The sequence below is a fragment of the Nonomuraea sp. NPDC050202 genome (assembly GCF_040656115.1).
Taxonomy (GTDB): domain Bacteria; phylum Actinomycetota; class Actinomycetes; order Streptosporangiales; family Streptosporangiaceae; genus Nonomuraea.
In genome coordinates, this window is record NZ_JBFALF010000003.1 from 1 (window position 1) to 18,047 (window position 18,047).

The following is an 18,047-nucleotide window of genomic DNA, read 5'->3' on the forward strand; positions in this document are numbered from 1 at the left end:
GCCGATGGTACTGCACTCGGGAGGGTGTGGGAGAGTAGGTCACCGCCGGACAATCTTTATAGGGGAGGGCCCCGACCAGCACTGGTCGGGGCCCTTTTCATTTCCCCATGCATAGGGTGCTTTCCGGGCATGACGGAGTTCCGGTGGCGACCCTCAGGGGTCCGGGTCACTCTGGAAGAGTGACGGCTTCTTCCCCTTCAGGACGCACGCCTGGACCCGGTCGGCGTAATCGCCGACGACCGAGTCTCCTCGTCTGGACGCTTACCCCGATTTCGCTCACTTTGGTGGCGGCGGGAGTGACGGACTTTGTCGCTGACATGTATGGGATGCCTGGGTCGTTGTTAATGGTGCTGGGTGAGCAGGACAGCCTGATCAGCGTCTCCCTGGGGATGTTCGGGCTGTTCGTGGCGGCTGTGCTGGTCATCGCGCGGCGCCGGATCAGCGCGAGGTTGTCGCCGCACGAGGGCGGGTTCGCCGGATGTGGCATGGGCCAGCCGGCCGGACCTGCGTCGGCCGGACCTGCCCTGGCGGGAGGCTCCGGCATGGCAGGGGAGGCTGCGACACTGGCGGGACCGCCAGTAGCGACCGGCGAGGATGGGTCATCCGGAGCGACAGGTGACACTCCGGCAGGCACATCCGCCCTGACAGGCGACGCCGCGCCGCCCGGTTCCCCCACCGCGCAAGCCGGGTGGCCTCCCGCTCAGGCCGGGTGGCCTCCAGCCCAGACCGGGTCGCCTCCAGCCCAGACCGGGTCGCGTCCCGTTCAGGGCGGGTCGTCTGCCGCCCAAGCTGGTTCGCCCTCCGGGCGGGCTGAGGCGACTTCCGCCCAGGCTGGTTCCCCTCCCGTCCAGGCTGGTTCCCCTCCTGCTCAGGCGGATTCGTCTCCTGCGCAGGATGGCCCGCCGCCTGGGCGGACCCCTAGATGGCGGGGGTCACGCGCCAGGCGGTTGGAGCGTTCCATTGAGGTGGGAGGCGACAATTCCGGAGTGGCGATGACCGGCGACGGGGCCACGGCCGTGAATGTCGGGCACGTGGACGTCGTCGGTGATGTGCGGCTGCCGCCACGCCCCCAGGTCCCCACCCGCCCGGTGCAACTCCCGCCTCGCCCACCGCGCCTGCTCGGGCGGGACGAGATGGTGGCGGAGCTGCGGGCGCGGCTGGCCGGGGGCAGGACCATGCCGTGCGTGGTGGCCGTGCACGGGCTGGGCGGGGTCGGGAAGACCAGCGTGGTCCTGGAGTACGCCCATCGCCACCTGCGGGACTACCAGCTCGTCTGGCAACTGCCCGCCGCCGACCCGGCCGTGCTCTCCGCCGCGTTCGCCAGGCTGGCGGCGCTGCTGGGGTTGAGGGACACCGTGGACGCCGCCGACCCGGTCGATCAGGTGCATGCCGCGCTGGCGGCGCGTACCGACCCCTGGCTGCTGATCTTCGACAACGCGCCGGAGGCTGATGCCCTGCGCCCTTTTCTGCCTCCAGCGGGGCCGGGGCACGTGCTGATCACCAGCAGGTCCGGGACCTGGCCGCGCGAGCAGGGGCTGGAGCTGCCGGTGCTGGAGCCGGAGCCGGCGGTGGCGCTGGTGCTGGCGCGGTCGGGGCAGGACGACGCCGCGGCGGCCTCGGCCGTGGTGGCCGAGCTGGGCGCGCTGCCGCTGGCGCTTGAGCAGGCGGCGGCGTTCATGGCGGAGACGGGGCTGGCCCTGGGCGAGTACCTGGACCTGCTTCACGATCAGCGGGCCGGGCTGCTCGCGCAGGGGCAGGCCTGGGGGTACGAGGAGCGGATCACCACGACGTGGCAGCTCGCGTTCAGGAACCTGGCGGGCACGAGCCGGCAGGCGATCGCGTTGCTGCGGGTGCTGGCCTGCTACTCGCACGAGGCCATCCCGTACCACCTGCTGCTGTCACCGCTCGAAGGGCGTACGGCGCGGGAGCTGTTCGCCGACGACGTGCAGCGGCAGCGGGCGTACGGGCGGCTGCCGGGCTCGCGGGTGCGGCTGGTGCGGGAATTCCGCCCCTGGATGAGCGCGGTGGCGGTGCTGCAGGAGCTGCCGCGCGACCCGCTCGCGATCAACGCCGCCGTCGGCGCCCTGCGCGGCCACAGCCTGATCGGGCAGCCGGTGGAGGGCACGGTGTCGGTGCACCGCCTGGTCCAGGCAGTGACCATCGACCAGCTCGCGCCGCACGAGCAGCGGCGGTGGCGGGACGCGGCCGCGGTGCTCCTGGAGTCGGTGCTGCCCGACGAGCCCACCCGCGTGACGGCCTGGCCCCGGTACGCCCTGCTCCTGCCGCACATCCTGGCCGCGCTGCCCCCGATCTCGCCGGGCATGGACAAGACCGCGCAGTACCTGGGGGCGAGCGGCGACTACCGTACGGCCAGGTCGTTGTTCCGGGAGATCTGCGACGCGCTGACCGCGAAGCTGGGGGCCGAGCATCCGTCCACGCTGACCGCCCGGCACGAGCTGGCCCGCTGGACGGGGGAGCTGGGCGACGCGGCGGCGGCGCGCCGGCAGTACGCGGAGCTGCTGCCCATCCGGATGAGCCAGGTGGGCGCCGAGCATCCGGTCACCCTCACCCTCCGGCACGAGCTGGCCCGCTGGACGGGCGAGTTGGGCGACGCGAGGGCGGCCCGGGACCAGTACGCCGAGCTGCTGCCGGTGAGCGAGCGGGTGCAGGGGCCCGAGCATCCGAACACGCTGACCATCCGCCACGAGCTGGCCCGCTGGACGGGCGAGCTGGGCGACGCGGCGGCGGCCCGGGACATGTACGCCGATCTGGTGCCCATCAGGGAACGGGTCCAGGGCCCCGACCACCCCGACACGCTGGCCGCCAGGGCGAACCTGGCGCAGTGGACGGGGCAGGCGGGGGATCCGGCGGCGGCCCGCGACCAGTACGCGGCGCTGCTGCCGATCCGCGAGCGCGTCCAGGGCCCGGAGCATCCGTCCACGCTCATCAACCGGCACGAGCTGGCCCGGTGGACGGGCGAGCTGGGCGAGGCGCAGGCGGCCAGGGACCAGTACGCGGCTCTGCTCGTCGTGCGCGAGCGCGTGTCCGGCCCCGAGCACCCCGACACGCTGACGATCAGGCACGAGCTGGCGCGCTGGACGGGCGAGCTGGGCGACGCGGCGGAGGCCAGGGACCAGTACGCGGCGCTGCTGCCGATCAGGGAACGCGTCCAGGGCCGCGATCACCCGGACACCCTGATGGCCAGGGCGAACCTCGCCCAGTGGACGGGCCAGGCGGGCGATCCGGCGGCGGCCCGCGACCACTACGCGGCTCTCCTGCCCACCAGGGAACGCGTCCTCGGCCCCCAGCACCCCGCAACCCTGATCACCCGTCACGAGCTGGCGCGCTGGACCGGCGAGCTGGGCGACGCCGTCTCCGCCCGCGACCAGTACGCCGAGCTGCTCATCCGCCGCGAGCACGCCTCGGGCCCCAAGCATCCCGACACCCTGACCACCCGGCACAACCTGGCCTACTGGACCGGCCAGGCGGGCGACGCGGAGGCGGCCCGCGACCAGTGCGCGAGCCTCCTGCGCATCAGGGAACGCATCCTCGGCCCCGAGCACCCGGACACCCTGATCACCTGGCACAACCTGGCCTACTGGACGGGGCAGGCGGGGGACGCGGAGGCGGCCAGGGGGCAGTACGCGGGCCTGCTCGCCGTACGGGAGCGGGTGCTCGGCCCCGAGCATCCCGACACGCTGACGATCAGGCACGAGCTGGCGCGGTGGATCGGCGAGCTGGGTGACGCGGAGGCGGCCAGGGACGCGTACACGGCCCTGCTGCCTGTCAGGGAGCGGGTCTCCGGCCCCGAGCACCCCGACACGCTGACCGCCCGCGCCAACCTGGCGTACTGGACGGGGCAGGCGGGGGATCCGGCGGCGGCGCGCGACCAGTACGCGGCCCTCCTGCCCATCAGGGAGAGGGTGCTCGGCCCCGGCCATCCGGCGACCCGCACGACCAGGGAGCAGCTCGCCTACTGGCGCGAGCGTGCCTAGCGGGCGCCGAGGCCGGCCGGCTGCGCCGAGGCCGGTCGGCCGCGCGGAGGTTGGCGGGCTGCGCGGAGGCTGGTGGGCTGTGCGGAGGCTGGCCGGCTGCGCGGGGCCGGTCGGCCGGTGGCGCGGAGGCTGGTCGGCCGCCGCTGCCGGGATCAGGAGGTGGTCAGTGGGTGCCGAGGGTGGCGGCGGCCACCACGAGCAGCAGCGTGCCCGAGACCGCCGAGATCCGGCGTGCCGCCTTCGGGGTGCCGGTCAGGGCGGTGCTCGCCTGTGCCGTGGCGACCGCGACGAGACCGTAGAGCAGGGCGCAGTTCACGACGTGCAGCAGGCCGAGCGCGGTGAGCTGGAGCTCCAGCGGCACACCGGTCCCGGTCGAGATGAACTGCGGCATCAGCGACAGGTAGAGCAGCAGGCCCTTCGGGTTGAGCAGGGCCGTGAGCGTGCTCTGCCGCAGCACCTTGCCGCGCGGCTCGGCGGACGGCGCACCGAGCGGCCTGGCCTCGCGGGAGCGCAGCGACAGCAACGTCCTGACGGCCAGGAAGACCAGGTACGCCGCTCCGGCGTAGCGCATCGCGGGCAGCGCGGCGGGCACGGCACGGAGGGCGGCGGCCAGTCCCGCCGCGGCCAGGACGGTGTGCACGGCGTACCCGCAGCAGATCCCCGCCACCGCCGTCAGCCCGGTCCTGCGGCCCTGGCCGAGGGAGCGGGCCAGCACGTAGAGCATGTCCGGCCCCGGCGTGCAGATCAGCAGCAGGTCCATGCCCAGGAACAGGAGCAGCAGCTCGGTGTCCATGATGTATCTCCTCCTGCTTGCGACGGTAGCCGAGCAGGGGTGGCACACGATGGTGGATTCATGCCGGGCAGCGGCGGTGCGTGGCAGGATATTGCGTCATGGACGCGATTGACCGCAGGATCCTCCAGGAGCTGCAGCGGGACGGGCGGCTGAGCAACACCGAGCTGGCCGACCGGGTGGGGCTGACGCCGTCGCCGTGCCTGCGGCGGGTGCGGCAGCTGGAGGAGAGCGGGGTGATCCGCGGGTATCGGGCGCTGCTCGACGGGGGCGCCGTGGGGCGGGGGTTCCAGGCGTTCGTCACCGTGGTGATGAGGTATGAGGATCAGGACACGGTGGCCGAGTTCGAGCGGCGGGTGTCGGGGATGCCGGAGGTGGTGGAGGCGTACCGGCTGTTCGGGGATCCGGACTTCCTGCTGCGGGTGGCGGTGGCGGATCTGGCGGCGTACGAGCGGTTCTACTCCGAGACGCTGTCCGGGCTGCCGGGGGTGGCGCAGGTGACGTCGCACCTGGCGATGAAGGCCGTGAAAGCGGACACCGGGCTGCCGGTGACGGGCTGATCGGCGGGCACGCACGGGTGGGCGGGGACTCGCTGGAGTCCCCGCCGGGCCCGATTAATTACTGAGGCAGGACGAGCAGGGCGTCGCCGACGGCGCGCTCCGCGCCGTCCGAGGGGCGGTTGACGACCTTGTTGCCGACGACCATGGCCGTGGAGCCGCCGCCGTCCAGGTTGATCGCCTGCGTGGCCCCCAGCCAGCGCATGAACTGGGCCGCCTCCACGAAGTTGGCTCCCACCGTCACCCCGGGCTGGCGCCCGTCGATGGTGGCCAGGATCAGGCTGCCGTTGCGGGTGGTGCCGAGGAGCGTGCGCGGGTGGCGGCGCAGGATCATGTTGATCGAGTCGTGCCCGTCCAGCTTGGCGGTGATCTTCACCTTGCCGTTGCGGACGAGGCCGACGCCGCCCGCGACCACGTTCAGCTCAGGGGTGAGCTGGAGCGCCCGCTTCGTGCGCAGGTCCACGAGCTTGGTGTCGATCTCGACCTTCCAGCCCTGCCAGGCGTGCTCGTTGAGCCAGTCGGCGGCCACGCCGTTGCCGTGCAGCACCCGCATGCCGGCGGTCACCGCGCCGCCCGAGGCGCGCAGCCCGACGACCTTGTTGCTCGCGTCGATGACGGCGTCGACCCCGCCGGTGGGTGTCTTGGCGCCGTACTCCTCCGTGTAGAGCAGCAGCTCGTCCGTCGTGGCGGCCCGGTTGATGCCGTTGACCTCGACCTTCTCGCCGTCCTGCGAGATCGCGGTCACGGTAGACCGCAACTCGGTGATCTTCGCGGTACGGCCCTTCAGCACGACGGCGGAGCGGCCGGGCACGGCCTCGCTGAGCAGCTTGCCGCCCACGACGGACGCGCCGAGGGGCTCGCCGCGCAGCGCAGGGGAGGTGTGGATGTTGAAGAAGCCGCCGTTGACGCCGAGCAGCGCCTTGCGGGCCTTGACCATCGACGAGACGGTCTCCCGCTTGGCGACGCTGGCGCCGAGCGAGGCGGCGTACGAGCCGCGGAACGTCCTGACGTCGATCAGGGCGACCTTGACGTTCCACGGGCCGGTGGTCTTGACCCCGTCGTCACCGAGGTAGTCGACCTTGACCTTCAGGCCCGCGTCCTTGAGCTTCTTGGCCATCTCGTCGGCCTTCTTCTTGTCCTTTAACGGCCACAGGCCGACGCGGACCATGTAAAGGGTCTGGGAAGGGGCGTCGGCCACGGCAGGCCGGACCACCTCCTGCACGCTGGGCGTCTCACCGGCCGCCTCCACCTCAGCGGCAACGGTCTCGGCCGCCGTGCGCGACCCGGCGTCGCGGCCGTTGGGCATCAGGATGCTCACCGTGTAACCGTCGGTGGACGTGCCGGCTTTCACGTCGTACAGGTCGATGCCCTGCGCCACGGCGGTCATCGTCTTGGTCGGCACGGGCCGTGCGCCCAGTGGGAACTTCGCCGACGGGAACCGCACCGACTGCTGCTCCGCTGTCGCGGGCAACGCGGTGAGGGTGAGCGCCGCGGCTATGGCCAGGCCGCCGGCGAGGGTGCGTCGAGACATGAACTCTCCAGAGGGCGGAAAAGGGACCGCACCATAGTGGCGAGATCAAGGTCTCCGGGGCAGCCGAACGCGCCAAAGGAGTAAAGAGGTTACGGAATCGACACAAGAACCGGGTAGCCTATGAGGCATGACCCGCTTGCGCATGTGGTGGCGGCCGGCAGACGGCCGCTGAGTTTCCCATGCGTGGGCCGTCCCTGAGACGGCCCCCAGAAGCGAAGGGTTCCTCTCCGGGACGGCAATGATCCCGAAGGAGAGAGACCTGATGAACGACGTGGTGCTGACGGGTGACCGACCGACAGGGCCGCTGCATCTGGGCCACTATTTCGGCTCGCTGGCCAACCGGGTCCGGCTGCAGGACCTCCACCCCATGTACGTGCTGATCGCCGACTACCAGGTGATCACCGACCGCGACCTGCCGGGCGAGATCCGGCGGCACACGACCGAGCTGCTGCTCGACTACCTGGCGGTCGGCATCGACCCCGCCAAGGTCACGATCTTCCAGCACAGCGCGATCCCCGAGCTGAACCAGCTCCTGCTGCCGTTCCTGAGCCTGGTGTCGGTGGCCGAGCTGCGGCGCAACCCCACGGTGAAGGACGAGATCGCGCACAGCTCCCAGTCGGCCGTGAGCGGCCTGATGTTCACCTATCCGGTGCACCAGGCGGCCGACATCCTGTTCTGCAAGGGCACGCTGGTGCCCGTCGGGAAGGACCAGCTCCCGCACCTGGAGGTGGCCCGGCTGGTGGCGCGCCGCTTCAACGAGCGTTACGGCGAGGTCTTCCCGCTGCCCGAGGCCATGATGGGCGCGCAGCCGCTGCTGAAGGGGCTCGACGGCGGCAAGATGAGCAAGAGCCGCGGCAACGCGATCGCGCTGTCGGCCACCGAGGACGAGACCGCCGCCCTCATCCGCAAGGCCCGCACCGACGCGGAGCGGCTGATCACGTTCGACGAGGAGCGCAGGCCCGAGGTGGCCAACCTGCTCACGCTGGCCGGGCTGTGCCTGGATCGCCGGCCCGCCGAGCTGGCCGAGGAGATCGGCGACGGCGGCGCCGTCACGCTCAAGCGGGTGGTCACGGAGGCGGTCAACGAGTTCCTGCGGCCGATCAGGAAGCGCCGCGCGGAGCTCACCGAGGGCGACGTCAGGCAGATCGTGGCCGAGGGGAACGAGCGGGCCCGCGAGCGCGCGGTCCGCACGCTGGAGGAGGTGCAGGCCGCGATGGGTTTCTAGCGGCGGACCGGGCTCCAGGCCACCGCCAGCTCCGTGGTGGGGGAGCCGAGCGGGCGGCGGTGGCGGATCCGGTGGAAGCCGGCCGCCCGCAGCAGGCTCGCGGTCTCGTCCAGCCCGCGCACCCTGCCGCCCACCGTGACCAGGTAGTTCAGGTCCAGCAGGCGCAGCAGGGTGCGGCTGGCCCGGCCAGGCATGTGGCTGTCGCCGAACTGGTCGCCGACCACGAGCACGCCGCCCGGTTCGAGCGCCGCCGCCAGGCGCCGGAGCAGCGGGGCCGCCTCCTCGTCGCTCAGCCCGTGCATGATGTTGAACAGCAGGATGACGTCGTACCCGGCGCCCAGGTCGTCCTCCAGGAACGACCCGGCCCGCAACGTCAGCCGGGGGTGGGCGGCGGCGGCTTCGAGCGCGTCCGGCAGGTCGATCACGGTGGCGCGCAGGCGGGGGTGGCGGCGCAGCAGGGCCAGGCTGAACAGGCCGTGCCCGCCGCCCACGTCCAGCACGTGCCGGGCGCCGCGCGGCACGGGGATGCTGCGCGCCGTGGCCGGCGCCTGCCGGGCGGCCACCGCCGCCGACCACGCGTGGAACGAGCGCGACAGCTCGGGATCGGCCGCCAGCGACGCGTAGAACGGCGTGGCGGGCGTGCCGTTCCGTACCGCCTTCTCCAGGCCGGGCCAGATCACGCAGGCCGTGCGCTCCCAGAAGGCCAGGCCGGGCAGCAGCGACGTCGGCGAGGCGGTGGTGAGCCAGCGCCGAGCGGTGCGGGTCAGGCGGTAGCGGCCGCGCCTGACCCGCAGGTAGCCGAGGCCGGTCAGGGCGCGTAACAGCACGCCGGTCGCGTGGGGGTCGAGGTTGAGCGCGGCGGCCAGCTCACCGCCGGTGGACGGGCGCTCCCGCAGGGCGTCGAAGATCCCCGTCCTGGCCGCCGCGACGAGCGCGTGCAGGCCCATGGCGCCGAAGTAGTCGAACATCGGAGGCACGATCGACAGCCGGTGGGCCGCGGCTTCGAGAGCGTTGAAGAAGAGGGGCACACTTGCGACGGTAGGTCGCGCGAGGCCGGTCGACGCGCGTCCTACGCGGTGCCCGCCCGGGTCTGGTACACCTTGCGCAGCGTCTCGTGCACGATCCAGGTGGTTCTCGCACCCTCGGCCAGCAGGCACACGTCGCCGGGGCCCACCTCGATCGTGGTGCCGCCCTCGACGGCGATCGTGGCGCGCCCCGACAGCACGACGAAGATCTCGTCGCTCTCCACGTCCGTCACGACGCCCGGCGTGATCTCCCAGATGCCCCGGCCGTCCCCCAGCTCCAGGGAGGAGGTGACGGGATCGCCCGCGACGATCTGCGCGGGGTCGAGCTCGTCGGGGGTCAGCCGTACGTCGTGGACGGGCACGGAGAAGGCTCCCGCGGTGGCGAGCATCCGGCTGAGGTCGGCCACGTCGGGCACCAGCACATCAGACATATCGCCCATTCCAGCACATCAGCGGCTCTCCCGGCGGAAGGACTCCAGCGCCAGCAGCGCCACGTGCAGCGAGAGGCACGACTCGACGTCGTCCAGATCGGTGTCCAGGATGCGTTCGAGGCGGCGCAGGCGGTCGTAGAAGGCGGGCCTGGACAGGTGGGCCTTCTGCGCCGCGACGGCCTTGTTGCGGCCCGAGTCGAGGTAGACGCGCAGGATCCGGGTCAGGTCGCCGCCGCGCTGCGCGTCGTGGGCCAGCAGCGGGCCCAGCTCCCGCTCGGCGAACGTCTGCAGCCGGGCGTCGTCGCGCAGCAGGTGCAGCAGGCCGCGCAGGCGCAGGTCGGGCAGCCGGTAGAAGGGGCGGCCGTCCGGCTGGCGGACCGCCACGTCCGCCACCTGCTCGGCCTCCAGGAAGCTGCGGCGTACGTCCCTGATCGACTCCACCACCGAGCCCGCCGCCAGCACGAACGCCGAGCCGGGACCCCACAGCACGCGCAGCCGCTCGGCCAGCGAGGTGAGCGCGGGCTCCGCCTGGGTGCGCGGCGGGAGCGGCAGCAGCACCCCCACCCGCTCCTGGTCGAGCGCGCCCACCAGGGCGGGCAGGCGGGCGTCGCGGCAGGCGGCGGCGGTCGCCTCGGCCAGCTCGCCGAGCTGCGCCTGCCCGTCGAGGGCCTGGTCGATGTGCTCGGTCGGCCGGATGACCACGCTGATCAGCTTGCGCCCCGTGAGCGGCACGCCCACCGCGCGGGCGCGGGCGGCGGCCTCGTCGGGGTCGGCGTAGGCGTGGGTCAGGATGCCGGTGATGATCGTGCCGTGCGCCTGGCGTTCGAGCGACTCCTGGTGGCGCTCCAGCAGGCGGCCCAGCGCGAGCGTGGTGGCGGCGCGCTCGGCCAGCACCATGTCGCGCGGCGACGGCGCCGCGTCGCAGAGCAGGATGAGCCGCCCCCAGTCCTGCCCGCGCGCCCCCACCGTGGTCACCAGCCAGCCGGAGGCCGGGTCGTACGCGGTGCGCTCGGCCGGGGCCACCGTCCGCGACCTGGTCTCCCACCCGGCCAGCAAGGTCCCCGCGTCGCGCCCGGCGGACTCGGCGGCGAGCACCTGGTGTGCCAGGTTCTCCAGCAGCACCGGACGCCCCGACAGGCGTGCCACCTGGGCCAGCACCTCGGCCGGCGAGGCGCCTTCGACCGACAGCTCGGTGAAGACCTCGTGCAACTGCTCCGAGGCCCGCAGCTCCTCGAGCTGGATGTCGATGATGCGCTCGTGCACCGACTCGGTGATCTGCACGAACGGCGTCTCGCGGGTCAGCACGATGACCGGGAACCCGTGCTCCTCGGCCGAGTTGACCACGGCCCTCGGCAGCTCCCGGACGAACCTGCGGCCCAGCTCCACGATCAGCCCGGACGCCCCGACGGAAGAGAGCTCGCCGATGTAGTCGGCGAGCTTCTCCGGGTCCTCCGGCAGGGCCACTCCCGTGGTGAGCACCAGCTCCCCGCCGCGCAGCAGGTGGGCGATGTCGGCGATCTCGCCCACGTGCACCCACCGCACCTTGGTGTCGAGCCGGTCGGCGCCCGCGACCACGCGCGGGCTGCCCCGGCGCACGGTCTCCAGGGCGAGGACGTCGGCGATGGTGGGCAACACGGGGCAGAGCCTAGCCGATCAGCCTGTAAGAACGGCCATGGGTCAATTTACACATTGCTCCCCTTGTCATGGATTCAGGTCCTCCTCGCGGTACTCCTTGCGGGGCTCGCGTACGCGCAGCTCAACGCGGCGAATCTTGCCCGAGATGGTCTTGGGCAGCTCGTCGAACTCCAGCCGCCGCACCCGCTTGTACGGGGCCAGCTCCCTGCGGCAGTGCTCGAAGATCGACCGGGCCGTCTCCTCGCCCGGCTCGAACCCCGGGGCGAGTGTCACGTACGCCTTCGGCACGGCCAGGCGTACCGGGTCGGGCGCCGGCACCACGGCGGCCTCGGCGACGGCGGCGTGCTCCAGCAGCACGCTCTCCAGCTCGAACGGCGAGATGCGGTAGTCGGAGGCCTTGAAGACGTCGTCGGTCCTGCCCACGTAGGTGATGTAACCCTCGTCGTCGCGGGTGGCGACGTCGCCCGTGTGGTAGAAGCCGTCGCGCATGGCCTCCGTCGACCCCCCGACATATCCGGACATGAGGCCCAGGGGACGGCGGTCGTCCAGCGGCAGGCAGATCTCGCCGTCGTTGCCCTGCTCGCCCGTGATCGGGTCGATCAGCACGACGTCGTAGCCGGGCAGCGGCAGCCCCATGGAGCCGGCCTTGACCGCCTCGCCCGGGGCATTGCCGATCTGCGCCGTCGTCTCCGTCTGGCCGTAGCCGTCCCTGATCGTGATGCCCCACGCCTTGGCCACCTGGTCGATGATCTCGGGGTTCAGTGGCTCGCCGGCGGCCACGGCCGTACGCAGGGGCAGCTTCCACGCGGCCAGGTCCTCCTGGATGAGCATCCGCCACACCGTCGGCGGCGCGCAGAACGTGGTCACCCGCTCCTCGCGCAGCACCTCCAGCAGCGCGGGCGCGGAGAAGCGCCGGTAGTCGTGGACGAGCACGGTGGCCCCGGCGTTCCACGGGGCGAACACGTTGCTCCACGCGTGCTTGGCCCACCCCGGCGAGGACACGTTCAGGTGCACGTCGCCCGGCCGCACCCCGATCCAGAACATCGTCGACAGGTGCCCGGCCGGGTAGGAGGCGTGGGTGTGCTCGACCAGCTTCGGCTGCGAGGTGGTGCCGGAGGTGAAGTAGAGCAGCAGCGTGTCGCCCGCGCGGGTCTGCTCGTCGGGGGTGAAACGGTCGTGCGCGTGGTAGGCGTCGTGGAAGGGCAGCCAGTTGTAGGCGTCGCCCACGGCGATCTTCGTGTACTCGCCGGCCGGGAACTTGCCCGCGTCGGCGGCGTTGGCGATGACGTGGGACACGCGCCCGCGCTCGATCCGCTCCACGATGTCCTTGCCGGTCAGCAGCGTGGTGGCGGGGATGACGACCGCGCCCAGCTTCATCACGGCCAGCAGCGACTCCCACAGCTCGGCCTGGTTGCCCAGCATCAGCAGGACCCGGTCGCCCCGGCGCACCCCCTGCTCGTGCAGCCAGTTGGCGACCTGGTTCGAGCGCTCCGACAGCTCGGCGAAGGTGTAGGTGGCGCTGCTCTCGCCCACGATCTTGAGAGCGACGGCGCCGGGCGTCTCGGCGGCCAGCACGCCGTCGAACCAGTCGAGCGCCCAGTTGAACGCGCCGAGCTCGGGCCAGCGGAAGTCGCGGCGGGCGGTGGCGGCGTCGGCCCCGAGCAGGAAGTCGCGGGCGGCACGGAAATCGCTCATGTCGTGGATCCTGCTACGTCGGCAGCCGCCGCTCAAGACCGTCGAGCACCGACACGAGCCCGAAGTCGAAGGCGACCTCCCGCACGACGCGCGGATCCTCCATCTCGGTCATCTCGAAGCTCTCCCGCATGTGCGGGTACCTCTCGGAGACCTGGATGACCGCCGACTTCATCTGCTCGACGTCGAACCGCTCGGTGCCCGACTTGGCGGCCCAGGCGATCTCGGGGATCGTCATGCCGAAGATGAAGGCCGTCAGCGTGGCGATGGCGTAGTCGGTGTCCAGCCCGGTGAACCCGGCCTGCTTGAACATCCTGCGCATCTCGTTGGCCACGTGCAGCGCGTTGGGGCCGAGCGCGGGCAGGCGGCCGATCAGGTCGGCCGACCACGGGTGACTCAGGATCACCTGGCGCATGCTGTGGGCCAGGACGGAGGCGGCCTCCCGCCAGCCCACCTCGTCGGTGTCGGGGACCGTCATCTCGCCCCACACCTCGTCGTAGACCAGCTCAAGCAGCTCGTCCTTGTTGGCGACGTACCAGTAGAGGCTGGTGGCGCCCGCGCTCAGCTTCGCGCCGAGCCTGCGCATGCTCAGCCCGGACAGCCCTTCCTCGTTGAGCAGCTCGACGGCGGCCCTGACGATCTCCTCCCGGGTGCGGCCTGGACTGGCGGCCTTGCGGGGTTCGCGCAGCCACACCGAGGAGAACGTCTTGCCTGCCATGCACCAAGGATAAATCCACTCGCACAGTGTTCGAGGGTTGTCGTACGCTGTGCGAGTGAACTCGAACACTGTACGAGACCCCCGTCGCTGGTGGATCCTCGCCGTCCTCTGCCTGGCGCTCCTCGTCCTGGGCATCGACAACACCGTGCTCAACCTGGCGATCCCCTCGCTGAACCAGGAGATGGGCGCGACGCCGTCCGACATCCAGTGGATCATCGACGCCTACGTGCTGGCCTTCGCCGGCCTGCTGCTCACCTCGGGCAGCCTGTCCGACAAGTACGGCCGCCGCCGCTTCCTCATCATCGGCCTGGTCTTCTTCGGCGGCGCGTCGCTGCTCGCCGTGCTCGTCACCGAGCCCTGGCAGCTCATCGCCGCCCGCGGCCTCATGGGCGTCGGCGGCGCGCTCGTCATGCCCTCCACGCTGTCGATCCTGATGACCGTGTTCGACGAGGAGGAGCGGCGCAAGGCGATGGCCGCCTGGAGCGCGGTGGCCCTGATCAGCCTGGTCTCCGGGCCGACCGTGGGCGGCTTCCTGCTGGAGCACTACTGGTGGGGCTCGGTCTTCCTGCTGAACATCCCCATCGCCGCGGTCGCCGTCGTGGCCGCCGTCGTCCTCATGCCCGAGACCCGCAGCGAGGGCAGGAAGATCGACCCGGTGGGCGTGGTGCTGTCGATCGTCGGCCTGACCGCGGCCGTCTACGTGATCATCGAGCGGGAGTGGAACATCCCCGTCATCGCGCTGGCCGTGGTCGCCCTGGTGGCGTTCGTGGTCTGGGAGCGCCGCCAGAAGGAGCCGATGTTGCCGCTCTTCCTGTTCGCCAACCGCAACTTCAGCGGCGCGTCGTTCTCGATCCTGCTCATGTCGTTCGGCGCCGGCGCCGTGATGTTGATCCTCACCCAGTACCTGCAGTTCGTGCTGGGGTACGGGGAGATGCAGGCCGGCCTGGCCATGCTGCCGTACGCGGTGGCCGCCGCGATCTTCAACGGCGTGGGCGCCGGGCTCGGCAAGAAGCTCAGCAACCGGGTGCTGGTCTGCGCCGGGCTGCTGCTGATGGCCGGCGGCTTCGCCGTCATGGCGACGACGACCGGTTTCCTGCCGCTGGCCACCGGACTGGTGATCATGGGCATCGGGGGCGGCCTGGCCGGCCCTGCCGCCTACACCTCGCTCATGGCGGCGATCCCCGTCGAGCGCGCGGGCGTCGGCTCCGCGCTCAACGACACCGTCCAGCAGGTCGGCATGGCGCTCAGCATCGCCGTCCTGGGCAGCGTGCTGGCCACCCGGTACACCTCCGAGATGCCCGCCGGCCTGCCCGCCGCCGCCAGGGAGTCGATCGGCGGCGCCCACACCCTGGGCTTCGCCGAGGCGGGCAACCAGGCCTTCACCTCCGCCATGCACCTCGGCTCGTGGGTGGGCGCGGCCTTCTGCGTCGCCGCGGCGCTGCTGGCCGTCACGGTGCTGCGCCCGGCCGCGCCCGCCGCCTCCCCCGAGCTCGCGAAGGTCTGACACGGTTCCACTCTGTAAACCAAGTCACCTCCCCTCCGACATGTTGCGTGTAGGAGCCCCTGGCCGGAAAAGGGATACTCGGTAACATGTCGGAGCTTCTCGCGCGCCACCGGGCAGTGATGCCGAACTGGCTGGCCCTCAACTACAACGACCCCATCGAGATCGTCAGCGGCAAGGGCAACCGTGTCATCGACGCTGACGGCAAGAGTTACCTCGACTTCTTCGCCGGGATCCTGACCAACATGATCGGGTACGACATCCCCGAGGTACGTGAGGCCGTCGAGCGCCAGCTCGCCACCGGCGTGGTCCACACCAGCACCGTGTACCTGCTGCGCGGCCAGATCGAGCTGGCCGAGAAGATCGCGCGCCTGTCCGGCATCCCCGACGCCAAGGTCTTCTTCACCAACTCCGGCACCGAGGCCAACGAGACCGCGCTGCTGCTGGCCACGTACGCGCGCAGGAGCGACCAGGTGCTGGCCATGCGCCAGAGCTACCACGGGCGCAGCTTCGGCGCGATCAGCGTCACCTCCAACCGCTCCTGGAAGAACAACTCGCTCTCCCCGCTCAACGTGCACTTCCTGCACGGCGCCGACCGGCACCTGACCCAGTTCAAGGGCCTGTCGGACGCCGACTACATCCGGGCCTGCGTGGACGACCTGCGCCACGTGCTGGCCACCTCCGTCTCCAACGACGTGGCGGCGCTGATCGCCGAGCCGATCCAGGGTGTGGGCGGCTTCACGATGGCCCCCGACGGGCTGTTCGCGGCGTACAAGGAGGTGCTGGACGAGCAGGGCATCCTGTTCATCTCGGACGAGGTGCAGACCGGCTGGGGCCGGACCGGCAGCGCGTTCTTCGGCATCGAGAACCACGGCGTGACCCCCGACATGATCACCTTCGCCAAGGGGCTCGGGAACGGCTTCGCGGTCGGCGGTGTCGTCGCGCGCGGCGACCTCATGGACGCGCCGCACGCCGTCGGCCTGTCCACCTTCGGCGGCAACCCGATCTCCATGGCCGCCGCCAACGCCACCCTGGACTACGTTCTCGACCACGACCTCCAGGCCAACGCCGCCCGGACCGGTGAGATCATCATCGGCGGGCTCAAGGCCGCCGCCGAGCGGCTGGCCGTCGTCCAGGACGTGCGCGGCAAGGGTCTGATGTTCGCCGTCGAGCTGCAGAGCCCGGCCCAGGCCGCCCGGTTCATGGAGCTGACCAAGCGGGCCGGCCTGCTGGCGGGCAAGGGCGGCCTGTACGGCACCGCCATCCGCATGGCCCCGCCCCTCACGCTCTCGGTGGACGAGGCCACCGAGGGCCTGGGCATCATCGTCACCGCCCTCGAAACGATCGACGCAGAGGCAGCAGCGCAGTGAAGTCCGTCAAGCACTGGATCAACGGAGCCCTCGCGGACGGCGACGCCGCCCGTACCGCGGAGCTCTTCAACCCCGCCACCGGCGAGGTGAGCGGCACCGTCGCGCTGGCCTCCGCCGCCGACGTGGACGCCGCCGTGGCGGCGGCCGCCGCGGCCTACCCCGGCTGGCGGGACGCGTCGCTGACCAAGCGGGCGGGCGTGCTGTTCCGCTTCCGCGAGCTGATGTACGCCCACCGCGACGAGCTGGCCGCGCTGATCTCCGCCGAGCACGGCAAGGTGCACTCCGACGCGCTCGGCGAGGTGGCTCGCGGGCTGGAGGTCGTGGAGTTCGCCTGCGGCATCCCGCACCTGCTCAAGGGCGGCTACTCCGAGGGCGTCTCGACCCGCGTCGACTCCTACTCGATCAGGCAGCCGCTGGGCGTGGTGGCCGGGATCACGCCGTTCAACTTCCCGGCGATGGTGCCGATGTGGATGTTCCCCATCGCGATCGCGTGCGGGAACACGTTCGTGCTCAAGCCGTCCGAGCGGGACCCGTCGGCCTCGCTGCTCATGGCGAGGCTCTGGCAGGAGGCCGGGCTGCCCGACGGCGTGTTCAACGTCGTGCAGGGCGACAAGGTGAGCGTGGACCGGCTGCTGGAGCACCCCGGCGTGCGCGCCGTGTCGTTCGTCGGCTCCACCCCCATCGCCCAGTACGTCTACGAGACCGGCACCGCGCACGGCAAGCGGGTCCAGGCGCTCGGCGGCGCCAAGAACCACATGCTGGTGCTGCCCGACGCCGATCTCGACCTGGTGGCCGACTCGGCCGTGTCGGCGGGGTTCGGCTCGGCGGGGGAGCGGTGCATGGCGATCTCCGTCGTGCTCGCCGTGGAGCCGATCGGCGACGAGCTCGTCGAGAAGATCGTCGAGCGGGTCGGCCGCCTGACCGTCGGCCCCGGCGACGACTCCAGGTCCGAGATGGGGCCGCTGGTCACCGGGCCGCACCGCGACAAGGTGGCCTCCTACCTCGACCTCGGCGTCCAGGAGGGCGCCAAACTGGTCGTGGACGGCCGCGAGACGCCCGTCCTGGGCGGCGGCAAGGCCGCCGAGACGCCCGGCTTCTGGCTCGGCCCGACGGTGCTCGACCACGTGCCCGCCGGCTCGCGTACGCACGCCGAGGAGATCTTCGGCCCCGTGCTGTCGATCGTCCGGGTCCGCTCCTACGAGGAGGGCCTGGAGGTGATCAACGGCGGCGCGTACGGCAACGGCACCGCCATCTTCACCAACGACGGCGGCGCGGCCCGCCGCTTCCAGAACGAGGTCGAGGTCGGCATGATCGGCATCAACGTGCCGATCCCGGTGCCGATGGCCTTCTACAGCTTCGGCGGCTGGAAGTCCTCCCTGTTCGGCGACACGCACGTGCACGGCACCGAGGGCGTGCACTTCTACACCCGAGGCAAGGTCGTCACCTCACGCTGGCTCGACCCCTCGCACGGCGGCGTGAACCTGGGCTTCCCCACGAACGGGTGACCGCGGGCCGCGGGCGGCGTCCCCCCAGGTCCTGTCACCGGTAAGCTCCAGCGTGACAGGACAAGGGGGCAA

13 protein-coding genes are annotated in these 18,047 nt (G+C 71.7%); 6 read left to right on the top strand and 7 right to left on the bottom strand.

Features of this window, described 5'->3' with window-relative positions:
* Window positions 1-992 precede the first annotated feature (992 nt).
* Window positions 993-3,995, top strand: a complete 3,003-nt coding sequence (gene fxsT, locus AB0I79_RS10065; protein WP_357869712.1) for an FxSxx-COOH system tetratricopeptide repeat protein — start codon at window positions 993-995, stop codon at window positions 3,993-3,995.
* A gap of 163 nt (window positions 3,996-4,158) precedes the next feature.
* Here the strand turns inward: fxsT and AB0I79_RS10070 are convergent, their stop codons facing one another.
* The gene (locus tag AB0I79_RS10070; protein ID WP_357869715.1) at window positions 4,159-4,788 is read right to left on the bottom strand and encodes a LysE family translocator; all 630 of its coding nucleotides are present in this window, start codon (window positions 4,786-4,788) and stop codon (window positions 4,159-4,161) included.
* Between the two features lie 98 nt (window positions 4,789-4,886).
* On the opposite strand from AB0I79_RS10070, the gene AB0I79_RS10075 reads away from it, so the two are divergent.
* Window positions 4,887-5,345: an Lrp/AsnC family transcriptional regulator gene (locus AB0I79_RS10075; protein ID WP_357869718.1), complete on the top strand. Its 459-nt coding sequence runs from the start codon at window positions 4,887-4,889 to the stop codon at window positions 5,343-5,345.
* Between the two features lie 58 nt (window positions 5,346-5,403).
* Here the strand turns inward: AB0I79_RS10075 and AB0I79_RS10080 are convergent, their stop codons facing one another.
* On the bottom strand, window positions 5,404-6,873 hold the full coding sequence (locus tag AB0I79_RS10080; RefSeq protein WP_357869721.1) for a phosphodiester glycosidase family protein: 1,470 nt from the start codon (window positions 6,871-6,873) through the stop codon (window positions 5,404-5,406).
* A gap of 262 nt (window positions 6,874-7,135) precedes the next feature.
* On the opposite strand from AB0I79_RS10080, the gene trpS reads away from it, so the two are divergent.
* Window positions 7,136-8,098: a tryptophan--tRNA ligase gene (gene trpS, locus AB0I79_RS10085; RefSeq protein ID WP_357869724.1), complete on the top strand. Its 963-nt coding sequence runs from the start codon at window positions 7,136-7,138 to the stop codon at window positions 8,096-8,098.
* Here trpS and AB0I79_RS10090 read toward each other — a convergent pair.
* The 5 genes from AB0I79_RS10090 to AB0I79_RS10110 form a co-directional block, all read right to left on the bottom strand.
* Window positions 8,095-9,126, bottom strand: coding sequence for a class I SAM-dependent methyltransferase (locus tag AB0I79_RS10090; protein WP_357869728.1), 1,032 nt, complete (start codon window positions 9,124-9,126; stop codon window positions 8,095-8,097). The two genes, trpS and AB0I79_RS10090, sit on opposite strands and share 4 nt — an antisense overlap.
* Window positions 9,127-9,167: 41 nt before the next feature.
* Window positions 9,168-9,554, bottom strand: a complete 387-nt coding sequence (locus AB0I79_RS10095) for a cupin domain-containing protein (protein WP_357869731.1) — start codon at window positions 9,552-9,554, stop codon at window positions 9,168-9,170.
* An 18-nt stretch (window positions 9,555-9,572) separates the two neighbouring features.
* Entirely contained in the window at window positions 9,573-11,189 is a 1,617-nt protein-coding gene (locus AB0I79_RS10100) for a PucR family transcriptional regulator ligand-binding domain-containing protein (RefSeq protein WP_357869734.1), read from the bottom strand.
* A 66-nt stretch (window positions 11,190-11,255) separates the two neighbouring features.
* The gene (locus AB0I79_RS10105) at window positions 11,256-12,884 is read right to left on the bottom strand and encodes an AMP-binding protein (RefSeq protein ID WP_357869736.1); all 1,629 of its coding nucleotides are present in this window, start codon (window positions 12,882-12,884) and stop codon (window positions 11,256-11,258) included.
* A gap of 13 nt (window positions 12,885-12,897) precedes the next feature.
* Window positions 12,898-13,599 carry a TetR/AcrR family transcriptional regulator C-terminal domain-containing protein gene (locus tag AB0I79_RS10110; RefSeq protein ID WP_357869739.1) on the bottom strand — a complete coding sequence of 234 codons (702 nt, stop codon included), beginning with the start codon at window positions 13,597-13,599 and terminating at the stop codon, window positions 12,898-12,900.
* Window positions 13,600-13,654: 55 nt separating this feature from the next.
* On the opposite strand from AB0I79_RS10110, the gene AB0I79_RS10115 reads away from it, so the two are divergent.
* The 3 genes from AB0I79_RS10115 to AB0I79_RS10125 all read left to right on the top strand — a co-directional run bounded on the left by AB0I79_RS10115 (window position 13,655) and on the right by AB0I79_RS10125 (window position 17,975).
* A complete protein-coding gene (locus AB0I79_RS10115) occupies window positions 13,655-15,103 on the top strand; it encodes an MFS transporter (RefSeq protein WP_357869742.1) in 1,449 nt (482 codons plus the stop codon).
* A gap of 86 nt (window positions 15,104-15,189) precedes the next feature.
* Window positions 15,190-16,470 carry an aspartate aminotransferase family protein gene (locus AB0I79_RS10120; protein ID WP_357869745.1) on the top strand — a complete coding sequence of 427 codons (1,281 nt, stop codon included), beginning with the start codon at window positions 15,190-15,192 and terminating at the stop codon, window positions 16,468-16,470.
* Window positions 16,467-17,975: a CoA-acylating methylmalonate-semialdehyde dehydrogenase gene (locus AB0I79_RS10125; RefSeq protein ID WP_357869747.1), complete on the top strand. Its 1,509-nt coding sequence runs from the start codon at window positions 16,467-16,469 to the stop codon at window positions 17,973-17,975. The genes AB0I79_RS10120 and AB0I79_RS10125 overlap by 4 nt, the downstream gene beginning before the upstream one ends.
* Window positions 17,976-18,047 lie beyond the last annotated feature (72 nt).

Excerpts from the sequence above, each read along its gene's own strand:
- trpS (WP_357869724.1), top strand. The coding sequence starts at position 7,136 with ATGAACGACGTGGTGCTGACGGGTGACCGACCGACAGGGCCGCTGCAT.
- AB0I79_RS10105 (WP_357869736.1), bottom strand. The coding sequence starts at position 12,884 with ATGAGCGATTTCCGTGCCGCCCGCGACTTCCTGCTCGGGGCCGACGCC.
- AB0I79_RS10070 (WP_357869715.1), bottom strand. The coding sequence starts at position 4,788 with ATGGACACCGAGCTGCTGCTCCTGTTCCTGGGCATGGACCTGCTGCTG.
- AB0I79_RS10110 (WP_357869739.1), bottom strand. The coding sequence starts at position 13,599 with ATGGCAGGCAAGACGTTCTCCTCGGTGTGGCTGCGCGAACCCCGCAAG.
- fxsT (WP_357869712.1), top strand. The coding sequence starts at position 993 with ATGACCGGCGACGGGGCCACGGCCGTGAATGTCGGGCACGTGGACGTC.
- AB0I79_RS10095 (WP_357869731.1), bottom strand. The coding sequence starts at position 9,554 with ATGTCTGATGTGCTGGTGCCCGACGTGGCCGACCTCAGCCGGATGCTC.
- AB0I79_RS10080 (WP_357869721.1), bottom strand. The coding sequence starts at position 6,873 with ATGTCTCGACGCACCCTCGCCGGCGGCCTGGCCATAGCCGCGGCGCTC.
- AB0I79_RS10120 (WP_357869745.1), top strand. The coding sequence starts at position 15,190 with ATGTCGGAGCTTCTCGCGCGCCACCGGGCAGTGATGCCGAACTGGCTG.
- AB0I79_RS10075 (WP_357869718.1), top strand. The coding sequence starts at position 4,887 with ATGGACGCGATTGACCGCAGGATCCTCCAGGAGCTGCAGCGGGACGGG.